This window comes from Halomonas sp. BM-2019 (assembly GCF_017584085.1).
Genome location: NZ_CP071922.1, coordinates 690,008 through 704,044 on the forward strand (window position 1 = coordinate 690,008; position 14,037 = coordinate 704,044).

At 61.8% G+C, this 14,037-nt stretch carries 11 protein-coding genes; all 11 read left to right on the plus strand.

Features of this window, described 5'->3' with window-relative positions:
- The first annotated feature begins 26 nt into the window (after positions 1–26).
- The 11 genes from J5F18_RS03560 (at position 27) to J5F18_RS03610 (ending at position 13,409) form a co-directional block, all read left to right on the plus strand.
- A complete protein-coding gene (locus J5F18_RS03560) occupies positions 27–401 on the plus strand; it encodes a TIGR03745 family integrating conjugative element membrane protein (RefSeq protein WP_346300960.1) in 375 nt (124 codons plus the stop codon).
- The gene (locus tag J5F18_RS03565; RefSeq protein WP_023005030.1) at positions 401–784 is read left to right on the plus strand and encodes a TIGR03750 family conjugal transfer protein; all 384 of its coding nucleotides are present in this window, start codon (positions 401–403) and stop codon (positions 782–784) included. The genes J5F18_RS03560 and J5F18_RS03565 overlap by 1 nt, the downstream gene beginning before the upstream one ends.
- Positions 781–1,428: a PFL_4703 family integrating conjugative element protein gene (locus J5F18_RS03570; RefSeq protein ID WP_346300961.1), complete on the plus strand. Its 648-nt coding sequence runs from the start codon at positions 781–783 to the stop codon at positions 1,426–1,428. Before J5F18_RS03565 ends, J5F18_RS03570 begins: the two co-directional genes overlap by 4 nt.
- A complete protein-coding gene (locus tag J5F18_RS03575) occupies positions 1,425–2,324 on the plus strand; it encodes a TIGR03749 family integrating conjugative element protein (RefSeq protein WP_346300962.1) in 900 nt (299 codons plus the stop codon). Before J5F18_RS03570 ends, J5F18_RS03575 begins: the two co-directional genes overlap by 4 nt.
- Positions 2,321–3,766, plus strand: a complete 1,446-nt coding sequence (locus J5F18_RS03580) for a TIGR03752 family integrating conjugative element protein (RefSeq protein WP_346300963.1) — start codon at positions 2,321–2,323, stop codon at positions 3,764–3,766. The genes J5F18_RS03575 and J5F18_RS03580 overlap by 4 nt, the downstream gene beginning before the upstream one ends.
- A 61-nt stretch (positions 3,767–3,827) precedes the next feature.
- The gene (locus tag J5F18_RS03585; protein WP_346300964.1) at positions 3,828–4,244 is read left to right on the plus strand and encodes a TIGR03751 family conjugal transfer lipoprotein; all 417 of its coding nucleotides are present in this window, start codon (positions 3,828–3,830) and stop codon (positions 4,242–4,244) included.
- On the plus strand, positions 4,244–7,153 hold the full coding sequence (locus J5F18_RS03590; RefSeq protein WP_346300965.1) for a conjugative transfer ATPase: 2,910 nt from the start codon (positions 4,244–4,246) through the stop codon (positions 7,151–7,153). The genes J5F18_RS03585 and J5F18_RS03590 overlap by 1 nt, the downstream gene beginning before the upstream one ends.
- A gap of 109 nt (positions 7,154–7,262) precedes the next feature.
- Positions 7,263–8,009, plus strand: a complete 747-nt coding sequence (locus J5F18_RS03595; protein WP_346300966.1) for a type IV toxin-antitoxin system AbiEi family antitoxin domain-containing protein — start codon at positions 7,263–7,265, stop codon at positions 8,007–8,009.
- Between the two features lie 815 nt (positions 8,010–8,824).
- The gene (locus J5F18_RS03600) at positions 8,825–10,414 is read left to right on the plus strand and encodes an SAVED domain-containing protein (protein WP_346300967.1); all 1,590 of its coding nucleotides are present in this window, start codon (positions 8,825–8,827) and stop codon (positions 10,412–10,414) included.
- A 23-nt stretch (positions 10,415–10,437) separates the two neighbouring features.
- The gene (locus J5F18_RS03605) at positions 10,438–11,712 is read left to right on the plus strand and encodes a hypothetical protein (protein ID WP_346300968.1); all 1,275 of its coding nucleotides are present in this window, start codon (positions 10,438–10,440) and stop codon (positions 11,710–11,712) included.
- Between the two features lie 14 nt (positions 11,713–11,726).
- Complete coding sequence (locus J5F18_RS03610; protein WP_346300969.1) at positions 11,727–13,409, plus strand: ThiF family adenylyltransferase; 1,683 nt, start codon at positions 11,727–11,729, stop codon at positions 13,407–13,409.
- Positions 13,410–14,037 lie beyond the last annotated feature (628 nt).

Sequence of the window (14,037 nt, forward strand, 5' to 3'; positions counted from 1 at the left end):
ATTCGTCATTCAAGAAGGAGCTCGTTATGACTACCGTGCGTTCACTCTTCTCTCGTGCCCGTGCTCATGCCTGTACCCGAGGCTTTGCCGCGCTTGCCGCAGCGGGGCTCGTGCCGGCCCAGGCCATGGCGCAGGGGCTGCCCACCATGGAGGCGCCGTCGCGAGGGGAGGGGGAGGGCCTGCTGACCACCCTGCAGAACTACCTGTTCGACTTCGGCGCCCTGGGCGGCCTGATCCTGGCCACGGTGGCCTTCCTGATCGTCGCCATCGCCGCCATCGCCACCTTCAACGAGGCGCGGGTACGCGGCGAGTGGTCGAAGTTCGGCGTGGTGGTCGTCGTGGGGGTGGTGCTGATCATCGCCATCATCTGGCTGGCCACCAAGGCGGCGGAGATCCTCTGATGGCCAACCGTCTCGACTTTCTGCCGACCCGCCTCAACGCCGCGCCGGTGGTGTTCCGGGGGATGACCGGGCATGAGGTTGGGATGATGGCCCTGGGCGGCCTGGCCGCGGGCCTGCTGCCGGGCGCGATCGGCGCCTGGCTGCTGGGGGCCATCGCCATGGTGCCCACCGTGGCCTTCGCCTGCGCCGGCATGGCGCTCTACTTCGGTGGGGCCGTCATGCGGCGGCTGCGGCGCGGCCGTCCCGCCGCCTGGCTCTATCGAAGCCTGCAGTTCCGCCTGGCCCGGCAGGGCATACGCCTGTGGGGCGGCGAGACCCTGATCACCCGCTCCGGCCCCTACTCGCGGCGGCGGATGCGCTACCAGCCGGGAGGACGGCCATGAGTCGCTTTCGTCACGCCCTGAGCGCCCGGGATGCCCATATCACCACCCTGCGCCTGGTCATCGCGGTGCTGGCCCTGCTGAGCGCCGGCCTATGGTGGGGCTGGAAGTCGGCCCCGGAGAACCTGACCATCCATAACCCGCCCGACCTGCGCTCCGGCAGCACCCGCGCCTGGTGGGAGGTCGACCCCTCGAGCGTCTATGCCTTCGGGTTCTACGTCTGGCAGCAGATCAACCGCTGGCCCGCGGACGGCCAGAGCGACTATCAACGCAACCTGCAGGCCTACTCGCCCTTTCTCACCCCCTCCTGCCAGCGCTACCTGGACAACGACTACGAGACCCGCAATCGCCGTCAGGAGCTCTCCGGGCGCGTGCGCGGCATCTACGAGATCCCCGGGCGCGGCTATCGCGCCAGTGCCGTCGAGGTGCTGAGCCGCGACGCCTGGATCGTGACCCTGGATATGGCCATCGACGAGCAGTATGCCGGCACGCCGGTGCGCGACCTGTTCATTCGTTATCCGCTGCGTATCGTGCGCGCCGATGTGGACCCCCAGCGCAACCCCTGGGGCCTGCAGGTGGACTGCTTCGAGGGCACCCCGCAGCGCCTGGCGGTGCCCGGCCGTGAGGATGAAGGAGACCCGCTATGAAGCGCCTGATCCTGGCCTGCCTGGGGAGTGCGGTGCTGGCCGGCGACGCCCTGGCGGTGGAGATCATGCACTGGGAGCGCCGCCCCCTGGCGATACCGCTGCCGGTGGAGGAGGAGCGCATCGTCACCCTGGACCGCAACGTGCGGGTGGGACTGCCGCCGGCCTTGGCCAACCCCGAGGTGCTGCGCGTCCAGAGCGCGGGGGGCGTGCTCTACCTGAAGGCCTTCGAGGCCTTCGAGACCCAGCGCGTGCGGGTGCAGGACGTGGAGAGCGGAGATGTGCTGCTGCTGGACCTCTCGGCCCGGGAGGGAGCCAGCAGCGAGGAGATCCTGGTGGTGGACAGCCGCGAGGCGTCACCGGCCAGGACAAGCGTGTCGCGCGCCTCGTCGGGCGCGTCCTCGGGTAGCCGCGGAGAGCAGTCGTCAGAGGCGTCCCGGCCGTCGACTCAGGCGTCAGGCCGTGAGGCTCAGCAAGCTACCGCCACGCCGGTGCCCGTGCTGCTGACCCGGCATGCCGCCCAGTCTCTCTATGCGCCCCAGCGGACCATCGAGCCCCTGCGCGGGGTCTCTCGCGTGCCCATGCGGCTGCCGGAGTCGCTGAGTACCCTGCTGCCGTCGCTGCCGGTGACCGCCACGCCCCTGGGCGCCTGGCGGCTCGATGGCTGGACGGTCACCGCGGTGAAGCTCGAGAACAACGATCGACGGCGTGCCTTCGAGCTCGATCCGCGCTGGCTGCAGGGGGACTTCTACTCCGCTACCTTCATGCACCCCTACCTGGCCACGCGGGGCTCCGTGGAGGACACCACCACGGTCTTCCTGGTCACTCGGCGCGGCGGACTGGATAGGGCGCTGATACCGCTGGAGGAGACGGATCAGGCCGAGGAGGGCACCTCATGACCCTGCGCAGCAATACCCTGCTGAAGGTGCTGGTCCCGGCACTGCTGGTGATCGTGCTGCTGATCGTGGTGCGCGGCCTGAGCGGCGGCGGGGATGCCGGCACGGACGCCGAGACCGCGGAGGCAGACCCGACGCTGACCCTGAGCGACGACGAGCTGCAGGCGCTCGGCATCGAGGGGGATACCCCGCGGGACACCGTGGCCACGTTGGTTGGCCACGTGCAGGCCATGCGTCGCGACCTGGAACAGGCCCAGGCGGAAACCCAAGCGCTGCGGGACCAGAACGAGCGGTTGATGACCCGCAACCAGGATGTCGACGGCGCCATCGACGAGGCGCTGCGCCGTGAGCGCGAACGGCTGCGTCAGGAAATCGGCCAGTCCCAGCCGGACAGCTCCATGCTGGGCACCCTGCAACGGCAGCTGGACCAGCTGCGCCGCCAGGTGGATGGGCAGCGCGACGACGACCTGCCCATTGGCTTAGGGCTGGAGGGCGGCGGCGGTCCCAGCGGGACGACCTACTCGGGCCCCGGCTCGGTGCAGGCGCTGACCTGGGTCGAGCCCCTGGACGCCCAGGAGGACGAGCGTGGGCGCGGCGAGACCACCTTCCCGACCCGCTTCGGTGAGGCCTCCGGAGAGCTGGGCGAGGCCGCTCGGCGCGGCTCCAGTGCGGTGGAGAGCCGGGTGACCGGGCGCCCCGATGAATCCAGCGTGGAGCCCGTCTATACGCTGCCGGAGAACTCCACCCTGATGGGCTCGGTGGCCATGACGGCGCTGCTGGGCCGGGTGCCCATCGATGGCACCGTCAACGACCCCTATCCGTTCAAGGTGGTGATCGGCCGCGAGAACCTCACCGCCAACGGCATCACCCTGCCCGAGGTGGAGAGCGCCATCGTCAGCGGTACCGCCACCGGCGACTGGACGCTCTCCTGCGTGCGCGGCCAGGTCAACTCGATGACCTTCGTCTTCGAGGACGGCACCGTGCGCACCTTGCCGGCCCCGGAGGACGTCAATTCCGGTGACGGCTCGGGCCGCACCACCATCGGCTGGCTCTCCGACCCGCGGGGCCTGCCCTGCATCCCCGGGGAGCGCAAGACCAATGCCCAGCAGTTCCTGCTGACCAGCTTCATCCTCGGCGCCGCCGAGCAGAGCGCCAATGCCGTCGCCATGGGCGAGGTCACCAGCACCGTGGATAGCGGCGGCGTGGTCAGCGGCCTCACCGGCAGCTCCGGCCGCTATGCGGCCAGCCAGGCCCTGGGCGGCGGCGTCTCCGACGTGCGCCAGTGGGTGCAGGAGCGCTTCGGCCAGACCTTCGATGCCGTGTACGTGCCGCCCGGCCAGCCGGTGGCCATCCATATCGAGCGTGAGCTGCCCATCGACTACGAGACACAAGGAAGGAGGGTGCGATATGACCGCACGGGCGCGGATATCCTCGATCTGCCGTAGTGCTGCAAATGGTGCTGCGAGAAGTGCTGCAAAATTCGCCGCTAGGCCGCTGGCAGCGCTGATGACCATCCTGCTGGTGGCGGGCTGCGCCACCTCTCAGGAGGAGCTGATGCCGGTGGGCGATACCACCATGATGGAGATCTGGCGAAACCAGGCCGGCCACAGCACCGGCGAACGTCGCCTGCTGGACGTGCGCAGCGAGCTGCGCCGGCCCCTGGAGAGCCCGGAGCTGGTTAGCGAGCAGCTGCGCTACAGCCGCGACGCCAGCAACGAGATCTACAGCCAGTTTCGTCGCCTGCCCAACCCGGATCTGGTGATGTACGTCTTCCCTCACCTGGCCGGGTCAGAGCAGGTGCCGGTCCCCGGCTACTCGACGGTGTTTCCCCTCTATCAGCGCACCCAGTACGCCATGCCCGGCGAGAGCGCTCGCCCGAGCGCAACGCTGGAGAGCCGGGGTAACGAGGGGAGGGCGCGCTGATGTCCCAGTTCGACGACCTGATGAACCGGCTGTTTGGCAGCGTCCCTGCCGGCGACAGCGAGCCGGGCCAGACGCAGGAAGCCGTGCTAGACCGGGATAAGGCCGAGCAGGGCGAGACGCAGGCGCTGGCCGCGCTCAGCAGCGACGTTCACGGCCGGCCGCTGGCCCTACCTCGTGGCAAGGCGCCCTCGGTGGCCGAGCTGCGCGCGCACTTCCGCCGGGCGCCCTCGTTCAGCAACTACCTGCCCTGGGTGGAGTACCTGCCCGAGTCGGGCTGCTTTCTGCTGGAAGACGGCGTCTCGGTGGGGGTGGTGGCCGAGGTCTTCCCCATCGCCACCGAGGGCCGCGCCCCGGAGTCCCTGGAGGCGATTCGCGACCAGATCGAGGCCGCCTTTCAGGACAGCCTGCCGGAGTATGAGCAGCACCCCTGGGTGGTGCAGCTCTTCGTCAAGGATGAGGTCGACGCCCGCCCCGACCTGGAGCGCATGCGCGACTATGTGCGACCGCGGGCCCGGGAGACCGAGTTCACCCAGGACTGGCTGGCGAGCATGGGCGCCCACCTCAAGGCGATCTCCAAGCCGGGCGGGCTGTTCCAGGATGACGGGGTGACCCAGACCCGCTGGCGGGGCCAGACCCGCCGCACGCGCCTGGTGCTCTACCGCTGGCTCGGCAAGAAGCGCCAGGCGGGAGAGCGTCAGCGGGGGCTCTCCCCCGAGCAGGCCGCCAATCAGGTCTACGACCGGCTGGCCGCCGCGCTGCACGGCGCGGGACTGCGTCTGGAGCGCTACGACGGGCGCGCCTTTCACCGCTGGCTGCTGCCGCGCTTCAACCCGCGGCCGCGGCTGGCCCCTGATGACCCGGCGCGCTTCTACGCCCTGTGCGACTACCCCGAGGACGCCGGTGACGTGGCCTGGAACTACGACCTGGCCGAGGGAATGCTCTTCAACTCGCCCCGGGGCGATGTGGAGACGGGGCTCTGGTGGTTCGATGGGCTGCCCCAGTGCTGCGTGGTGGTGGAGGAGATGCGACGGGCGCCGGTGGTCGGCCATCTCACCGGCGAGGTGAGCCGCTCCGACGGCCAGGCGAGCAACGCCCTGATGGACAAGCTGCCCGAGGGCACCGAGGCGGTGCTGACCATTGTGGCGACGCCCCAGGAGCCCCTGGAGGACCATATCAACCGCCTGCACAGCAAGGCGGTGGGCGACAGCGTGCTGGCCCGTCAGGTGCGCGAAGACTGTGAGACCGCCCGCCGCTACCTGGGCCAGAACCACAAGCTCTACCAGAGCACCCTGGCCTTCACCCTGATGGGCGAGGACGAGCAGGATCTTCAACAGCGCAGCATGGAGCTGGCGACTCAGCTGCTGCAGGTCAATCTCTCGCCGGTCGACCCGGAGGACGAGGTTGCCGGCCTGAACACCTACCTGCGCTGGCTCCCGATGAACTTCGACCCGGAGCAGGATCGCAAGAACCGCTGGTATACCCAGTTCAATTACGTCCACCACCTGGCCAACCTGGCGCCGGTGTTCGGGCGCGGCCGCGGGACCGGCCACCCCGGCATGACCTTCTTCAACCGCGGTGGCGAGACCTTCAGCTTCGACCCGCTGAACCTCGAGGATCGCTCGGCCAACGCCCACATGCTGGTATTCGGCCCCACCGGCGCCGGCAAGTCGGCCACCCTGAACGGCGTGCTGAGCCAGGTCATGGCCATGCATCGCCCGCGGCTCTTCATCATTGAGGTGGGCAACAGCTTTGGGCTGCTGGGCCAGTATTTCGAGCGCAAGGGGATGAGCGTCAACCAGGTCAAGCTCTCGCCGGGCTGCGGGGCCAGGCTGCCGCCGTTCGCGGCGGCCACGCGGCTGCTGGAGAACGAGGTGGAGGAGCGGCGCCTGGCCAGAGACGCCGAGGACGCCAACCCCTTCGAGGAGGCGCCCCTGGAGGAGGACGAGGAGCAGCCCGACGAGGAGCGCGACCTGCTGGGCGAGATGGAGATCACCGCCCGGCTGATGATCACCGGCGGGGATCCCAAGGAGGAGCGGGAATTTCGCCGCGCCGACCGGCGCATGGTGCGCGACGCCATCTATCGGGCGGCGGAGCGCTGCCGGGAAGAGGGCCGCGACTGCATGACCCAGGACGTGCGCGAGGCGCTCTATGCGATCTCACGCGACACCAAGATCCCCGAGGAGCGGCAGCGTCGCGCCTATGACATGGGTGAGGCCATGGGGCTGTTCTGCGACGGCTTCGACGGCGAGGTGTTCAACCGCCCCGGCACCGCCTGGCCCGAGTGCGACGTGACCATCATCGACCTGGCCCACTTCGCCCGGGAGGGCTACGAGGCCCAGCTCGCCCTGGCGGTGATCAGCGTGACCAACATAATCACCAACCTGGCCGAGCGTGACCAGTACAGTGGGCGGCCCATCGTCCAGGTCATCGACGAGTGCCACCTGCTCACCGTCAACCCGCTGCTCAGCCCCTACCTGGTCAAGGTGGGCAAGATGGGCCGCAAGCTCTCCCACTGGATCTGGATGGCCACCCAGAACCTCGAGGACTTCCCGGACGCGGCCCGCAAGCTGCTCAACATGATCGAGTTCTGGCTGTGTCTCTACATGCCGCCGGACGAGATCGTGCAGGTCAGCCGCTTCAAGGAGCTCACCGCCACCCAGCGCAAGTTGATGGCCTCCGCTACCAAGGTCTCGAAGAAGTACACCGAGGGGGTGGTGCTGTCAGGGCGTCTGGAAGCGCTGTTCCGGGTGGTACCGCCCAGCCTCTACCTGGCCCTGGCCGGTACCGAGGGCGAGGAGAAGGCCGAGCGCATGCGGGTGATGCGCGAGCAGGGCTGCTCGGAGCTTGAGGCGGTGCTGCATATCACCCAGCGGCTGGACGAGGCCCGGGGTATCGGGTCCGCGACGTAGACATGGGTTTAGAAAAGTCGCAGAAATTGGCCTAATCTTCAATTTCAGATGCTCATCTTAAACCGCTTCGGTTTAAGATGAGCAGCATAGTTGGCTGATTGGGCAACCTATGGCGACGAAAGTAAACCGGCTGTGGCAGCAGATCCCCCATGGCGCCGTGGTAACCACGGCGTGGCTGGAGGCCCACGGGATCAGCGCCAACCATGCCGCCAAGCTCACGGAGGCAGGCTGGCTGAAGCGCCTGGGGCGAGGCGCCTACTGCCGTGCAGGTGACCCGCTGACCTGGGAGAGCGGGATCTTTGCGCTGCAGGCGCTCAGCGACCCCGCATCACCGCCGTTCTGGCCGGGCGGCCAGACCGCCCTGGCCCTGCAGGGCTTTGCCCACTACCTGCCCATGGGGCACGACACCACTCACCTGTATGGGGCGGGGTGCCGCTCGCAGCTGCCACTGTGGCTGGAGAAGGGGCTGCCGGTGGACCTTTCCGGCAGCCTCACGGACTACAACCCACCCGGGGTGGGGTTTGTCCTGCGGATATCGACGCCGGAGCGCGCTATCCTCGAGTGGATCGCCATTACGCCCAACGACCTGCTGTTCAGCAGCGAGCTGGTGGACACCTTCACCGGGCTCAATACGCTGCGTCCACGCCGGCTGCAGGCGCTGCTGGCAGGGTGCCGGTCTGTGAAGACCAAGCGTGCTTTCCTGGTGCTGGCTCGCCATGCCGGCCACGCCTGGTACCATCGACTGGAGACCCTCAGCCTCGACCTGGGGAAGGGCAAGCGGCAGCTCTGCAAGGGAGGGCGGTTGGACAAGGAATATCAGGTCACGGTCCCGGAGGCGTTCACGGATGAGCATTGAGGCCCGCTATTACGAACAGGTGCGCCTGCTGGTCGCGCTATGGTTAGGAGTAGCCTACCGATGCAGCAAGTAGAGAACCTTGCACGCCAGGCGTGGGAGCTGAGGGAGCAAGGGCATACTGCCGAGGCGATCGCCGATGCCATGTGCAAGCCCACCAGTGCGATAGAGCGCTGGCTTCACCATCGCAAGGATCCAGCAGCGCTTGGATCGACTCGGCAAAATGCGCAGTGCCGGCCCGGGATACCTTGCTATTCCATGCCGCCTCAGCTGCTTGATGCGGTCCAGGGTGCCATGGTCCATCTGTCCCAGCATCCACGCTTCGGTGGCCACACCGCGAATCGCGGCACGCCGCGGTCGCGAAAGCCGACCATGACCTCACTGACCGCGTCGGGCGCCACCGAGCCCCAGTCGACGTAGTCGTAGGGAAATGCCTGCTGCTGATGTGTAGACTGCTGATCGCTGGCGGTGAACTTGGCCGTATAGCATGGTGGGTTCCCTTTAGTGCAGGGTATTTGCCAGAGGGTCCGGCCTGCCAAGCCCATGCACCACTAAGGTCGCGAGCAGGCGCAGCATGATGATGCTAACCTGACTGAGGACTAGGTATTGCAAGGGAGTGCGAAATGGAAGTTCATACTCGTCAATTCAGGGCCCCTCTACTGGCTCCGGTGGTATGGCAGATATTTCCACTACCACGCACGTCCTTCGAAAGGCAAAATCTAGCAGCAAAAAAATGGAACTTTCCATAAAAATCACCGTTGGCATCCTTATGCAGATAGCGGCTCAATTCAAAATTCGGCCAAGGAGAAGAGCGAGAAATGCCCCAAGCTTCGGACTCACTTTTGAACAACACCATCTCCCCAGGCAATTTTGATGATCAAAATCTGTCTGGCTGGCTGGATGCCTGTTTGACCCAAAAACATCGTGTGGCATATGTCCACGCTGGGTACCTGTGCAAGGTGGTTGATCTTGAAGAGTCCAGCCCCGTTCTCCACCCCGCTGATCCAGGATCAGAGTCCAAGGCTCGTCTAAAGAAGCTAGTCGGCAAGAAGCTGCTCTTCAGCCTTGAGGTTTCGAGTGAAACGCTGAGTAACGCTCGGATTGCCGACAGCACTTGGACCTATGAACAAGTGAAAAGCAAGCCCTGTGTGGAATTGCTCATTGCCACACGAGATGGGCTGCTCGGAAAGGCCAGAGGTAGAGGGCCAGAGATTTCCGAGAAAACAGCACAGAAAGTGTGGGCTGACGCAGGTGGGAGGTGCATGTTCCAAGGCTGTAGTAAGGATTTGTCAGAGATCCATCTTTGGACAAAAGCCGCTCGGGTTGGATATTTAGCCCACATTGTTGCATCTGACCCCAAAGGGCCTCGGGGGAGCCAAGAGGACTCCCATCGGCTCGCAAATAACCCAGAAAATATCATGTTGATGTGCGATGAACACCATCGCTTGATCGACTCGTTCGCGCCTGAGCACTACACCGAAGAAATCCTTAACGAGATGCGCCAGTCTCATCGGGATATGGTTCGAAACTATTTGGATTCCTTGGCATTCCCCCCTACGAAAGCGGTCACTTTGCATGCCAATCTGGCAAACGTACCAACCTACTTTCACGACTCAGAGCTAATTGAAGCCATCGTTGCAACGAGACGAGCGATGTTGCCAGGAGTGCTCCACTATGTGCGACGGAAATCGCAGCGCGATGATCGTCATTTACCAGGATTTTGGCACCAGTATTTAAGAGAGCATGAGCGTCAGATTAGCCAACTAGTTTCTGGGTTTGATTCGAGCAGTGGCTCGGTTACTGAGAACCTGGCCGTCTTCCCCTTGCATCACATCCCGACGCTTGTTTTAGCAGGACGTATAATGGGTGAGGCACAGCACATTCAGATATTTCAGTACGACAGGCATCGGAAAACATGGGCTTGGAACCCGCAGGCTGAGGCTCATTCCCGGGGCACTTTTAGCGTTGATTCACTTACGCCGTACCACGCAACAGAGGTTCTTATCACGCTTGAGCTAACGGCTCACGTGGATGAGGAGGCGCTACCTGCCGATCTTAAGACTAGTGTGGATGCTGGTCACCTGCCTTGGATTCGCGTGACAACTTCGAAGATAGGGCCCAATTGTATCGGGCATCCGGATGATCTTGATCAGTTCGCAGAAGCTGCCCGTAAAGCAATCATTCATGCTCAGGATGTGATGAGGGTTCAGAAGGTACACCTTATCGCTGTAAGCCCCGCGAGCACAGTGTTCCGTTTCGGGCAGATGCTACAGGCGGGGCACCATCCCGAATACCTCGTCTATGACCGAGCGGGCCGAGACTACGAATTTACTCCTGCTTTGTCGATTACTGGCCATCACGTTTCGGCCACTGACGGTCAGCAGACCTACACCATTGACCTCCGATAAGCAGCCTAAGCGAGCCTGATACCATGAGCACTACCAAAAGCGCAGAACTGGTAAAGCGTGCTGAACTAGAGCGTCCTACTCGACTAACGAAGTCTCTCGAATCATTTGCGGCTCTCAGAGAGGGCCACATAACCAACGCTAGAGATAGGCTGATCGAATATGGTCATTGGGCTAAGGCGATCAATGAAGCGAACTCGCATATCGCTGTGGGTGAGAAAGAAATTGCGGCTGCAGCTGATGCATACAAAGAAGTGGCAGAGCATTTGGCTGCTAACCTCTCTTGGCCCCCCGAATCAATTTCGATCATGACGCAAGGTTCGGTGAGCACTAAGACTTTGATTCGCTCGCCCAATGGAGGTGAGAAATTCGACATCGATGCCGTATGCAAAGTCGACATATCTCTTATTGAGGCTGACGATCCTATGTCATTTTTTGAGTCGATTGGTCAGGCCTTGGAGGAGCTAGAGGCTCAAGCCAAAAGGCGCTGTTGGTATATCCCTTTCAACCGACAGCCATTTTATCTCGAATTTACCCCTTCTGTACCGCTGAATACCATAACGGCGCAAACCCTGCAGTCCATGGCGCTGCGCTATCACGCTTCGCGTTATGGGGAAACTGCGCTTGCCGTCGTTGATACGCCTACCCAGGGCTGGAAAACCTCCAATTCTGCTGGTATGAGCCAGTGGGTTAACGACACGGCGGAGCGCCGCCTCATTCAGTCGATTGTGATGGAGGCGTATGCAAATGACCGGGCAGAAGCCAGCGTTGCTCCGGTGCCGGACCAGACTGTGGATATCACGGATACACTTCGGGTTGCCATACGTCTGTTCAAACGCCACCGAGATATGTGTGCCAGGCGTGGGGTCATTGATGCGGCTACCAAACCAATTTCTGTCATTATTGTGACCCTACTGACCAGCTGCTATGAGGGTCTGGCAGATTTAGGCCGATCTTTTGAACACCCAATAGAGTTGCTGGATGAGCTCGCTGCCCTTATGCCGCACCTCGTGCTGAAACTCGATGGTAAATACCGAGTTGATAACCCAACAGTCGAGGGAGAGAACTTTGCCGAGAAATGGAACGATGATGATGGTGAGCGTTATAGATCGTTCATGACTTGGAGCAAGACGCTATCTGCTGATCTCAAGACCATTCTTGCCCTAACAGATCCTCAGACTATTTCTAAACGTGTGCGCGAGGTTTTCGGGATTCCTGCCCCAACGGGTGGGGGAAACGGTCTTCCTACCATTCAGCCTCCAGCGCCTAGAGCCACTCCGGCGAGTCGCGGTTTGGCCTAATTAGTGGAGGATTAATGGCGCTGGATTTGAGCTTTTTGTGCGAGCAATTTCCGGATCTTCAGCCATCAGCTATGAGCCGGGCGGGAGGCACCGCTGCCTACCAATTGCGGCTACCTCCTTTTCAAGACGGAAGAGAGTTTAAGTGGGCTGAGCTGCGTTTGCCCAAGGGGTTCCCTGCGTACGGAAAAGCATTCATTCAGCTATCTCCAGATGCTGTCTTGCGTATACCGCATCTCGATAGTGCTGGAGTGCTTTGCATTGAAGGTGATCCAGGCCCTGGCCGCGGTTATTCCACAGAGGACAGGATTAAGTTTCTCTTGCATAGCTATCTGGAACAATTCCTGAAGCCTTGGCTGAATGGCGATCTCGATCAAAATTTCGAGGATGAGGCACTTAATTATTGGGCTATAGCGGTAGCTATGGCACGTTCTAATACCGATGCCGTGAGAGGTGTATGGACAGTTGATCCGCCTCCAGCAAAGGCACGGGTCAGAAGCGGACTACTCTTGATTCCAAATAGGATCATCATCGCTGCAGATGAGAAATCGCGTATTACTAACCGTTTGGTGCAGTCCATGGGGCCTGCAGCAAAACAGCGTGTTCGCGTGCTAGTGGCAGATGTTCCAATCTCATATACATTCACTCCATCGACTTGGCCACGCTCCATGTCTGATTTAGAACGCATCCTACAGGGCAGGCTTCCTTCTGCAGAGTATTCGAGGCTCCAGAATAGCCGCACCCGCAGAGGGCGAGGCATGTACCGCGTGGTTCTTTTGAGAAATGCTGAAGTTGCCTTTGCCTATTTGCTTCCGGGTGGTCCACCAACCGTTCTCGACGTATATCGAGGAAAGAAAGCGAGCCCTTCTCTTCACAAACCGCTACCACTTATGACATCCCGCTTAGATCCAAATTGGACGGTAGGGCGAGATCAGCATCCCGAGGTCAGTGGGCGTCAAGCTAAGCACGTTCTGGTTTTGGGAGCCGGGGCTCTCGGAAGCCCGGTCGTTGATCATCTCGCCAAGGCAGGAGTCGGGCGGATATCTGTAGTAGATGCTGACACCATGTCTTCCGCGAACATTGGGCGGCACCTACTTGGGGCTGACTCAATCGGCGAAAATAAGGTGGATGCCATTGCTCAGCGGATCACCTCGGCTTACCCAGCTACAGACGTAACTCCGCATGCGATGAGTACAGCAGAGTGGTTAAAGAAAAATGCTTTGGCAGGTGTAGACGTAGTGCTCGATCTCACTGGCGAGCCTGATGTACGAGTGCAGATCGAACAAGCCCGATTGAGTTACCCATGCCCCTTGCTAATCGGCTGGATGGAACCTTATGTGGCTGCCGCTCATGCCTGCATGCTGTCTGCAGGTCAGAGTTGGTTGCAGGGAGCACAAGATCCATTGTCTTATTTGGAAGCAGTGATATGGCCAAGTGGAGTGATTCGACAAGAGCCTGGGTGCAGTAGCCGCTTCCAAAGCTATACTGCCGCAGCTGCGGAGCATGCGGTTGCATTGGTGGCTGAGTGCGCGTTGGAGATGATCGACAATTCAGCAGCAGCTACCTTCGAATCAACGGTGCGGAGTTGGGTACGTGGGCAACGCTTTTTAGACAAGTATTGGCCTGGTCTCACGCATAAGGAATGGGCAAAAGCCGCTTGCGCGCACGATGGCTTGATCTTGAACAGGCAGTTTCCATGAGCAGGATATTTTTCTATCCCGATAATACCCGGTATGTTCTGTTTACTGAGCAAGCCTTGTCTCATATGTATGCCCATGCCCAAAGGAGGCCATGGCAGAAAGAAGCTGGCGGTGAGTTATTCAGTTCAGAACCGGATTCCAACGGTCTCGTCATCCATACCGCTACTGGGCCCAATCTAGCTGATTACCGACGGAGATGCGCCTGGAACCCTGATATAAAAGCATCCGATAGAAATAGGCAGATCGAATTCGCTCACAACAGACATGTGGTTGGTTTGTGGCATACGCACCCAGAGATTTATCCATCACCTTCAGCCCGGGATCAAAAGACTACGTGGGAATATCTCGACTCATTCCATGGCGATAGATCTCGTTATCTCATGGTGATAATCGGCAATCATGGTCGCGTTCCTAGAATGGCTGTATGGGTGGCCTCGTGCCAACCGACTCGTAAGTGGACGCAACTTTGTGAAGCTAAGGTTGCCTTTGGTAAGACGAATCTCCAGTGTCAGAGGGTGGCGCGACCTGCCGGAGTCTCCAAAGCGGGTCATGTAAACCAGCGTAAGTGATCAACTCTCTGGTCGCTGTATCCTGAATCCGTGAAGCCGTCGCCGGCACTTCCCCTCTC

Excerpts from the sequence above, each read along its gene's own strand:
- J5F18_RS03575 (WP_346300962.1), top strand. The coding sequence starts at position 1,425 with ATGAAGCGCCTGATCCTGGCCTGCCTGGGGAGTGCGGTGCTGGCCGGC.
- J5F18_RS03590 (WP_346300965.1), top strand. The coding sequence starts at position 4,244 with ATGTCCCAGTTCGACGACCTGATGAACCGGCTGTTTGGCAGCGTCCCT.
- J5F18_RS03600 (WP_346300967.1), top strand. The coding sequence starts at position 8,825 with ATGCCCCAAGCTTCGGACTCACTTTTGAACAACACCATCTCCCCAGGC.
- J5F18_RS03580 (WP_346300963.1), top strand. The coding sequence starts at position 2,321 with ATGACCCTGCGCAGCAATACCCTGCTGAAGGTGCTGGTCCCGGCACTG.
- J5F18_RS03585 (WP_346300964.1), top strand. The coding sequence starts at position 3,828 with ATGACCATCCTGCTGGTGGCGGGCTGCGCCACCTCTCAGGAGGAGCTG.
- J5F18_RS03610 (WP_346300969.1), top strand. The coding sequence starts at position 11,727 with ATGGCGCTGGATTTGAGCTTTTTGTGCGAGCAATTTCCGGATCTTCAG.
- J5F18_RS03560 (WP_346300960.1), top strand. The coding sequence starts at position 27 with ATGACTACCGTGCGTTCACTCTTCTCTCGTGCCCGTGCTCATGCCTGT.
- J5F18_RS03565 (WP_023005030.1), top strand. The coding sequence starts at position 401 with ATGGCCAACCGTCTCGACTTTCTGCCGACCCGCCTCAACGCCGCGCCG.
- J5F18_RS03570 (WP_346300961.1), top strand. The coding sequence starts at position 781 with ATGAGTCGCTTTCGTCACGCCCTGAGCGCCCGGGATGCCCATATCACC.
- J5F18_RS03605 (WP_346300968.1), top strand. The coding sequence starts at position 10,438 with ATGAGCACTACCAAAAGCGCAGAACTGGTAAAGCGTGCTGAACTAGAG.
- J5F18_RS03595 (WP_346300966.1), top strand. The coding sequence starts at position 7,263 with ATGGCGACGAAAGTAAACCGGCTGTGGCAGCAGATCCCCCATGGCGCC.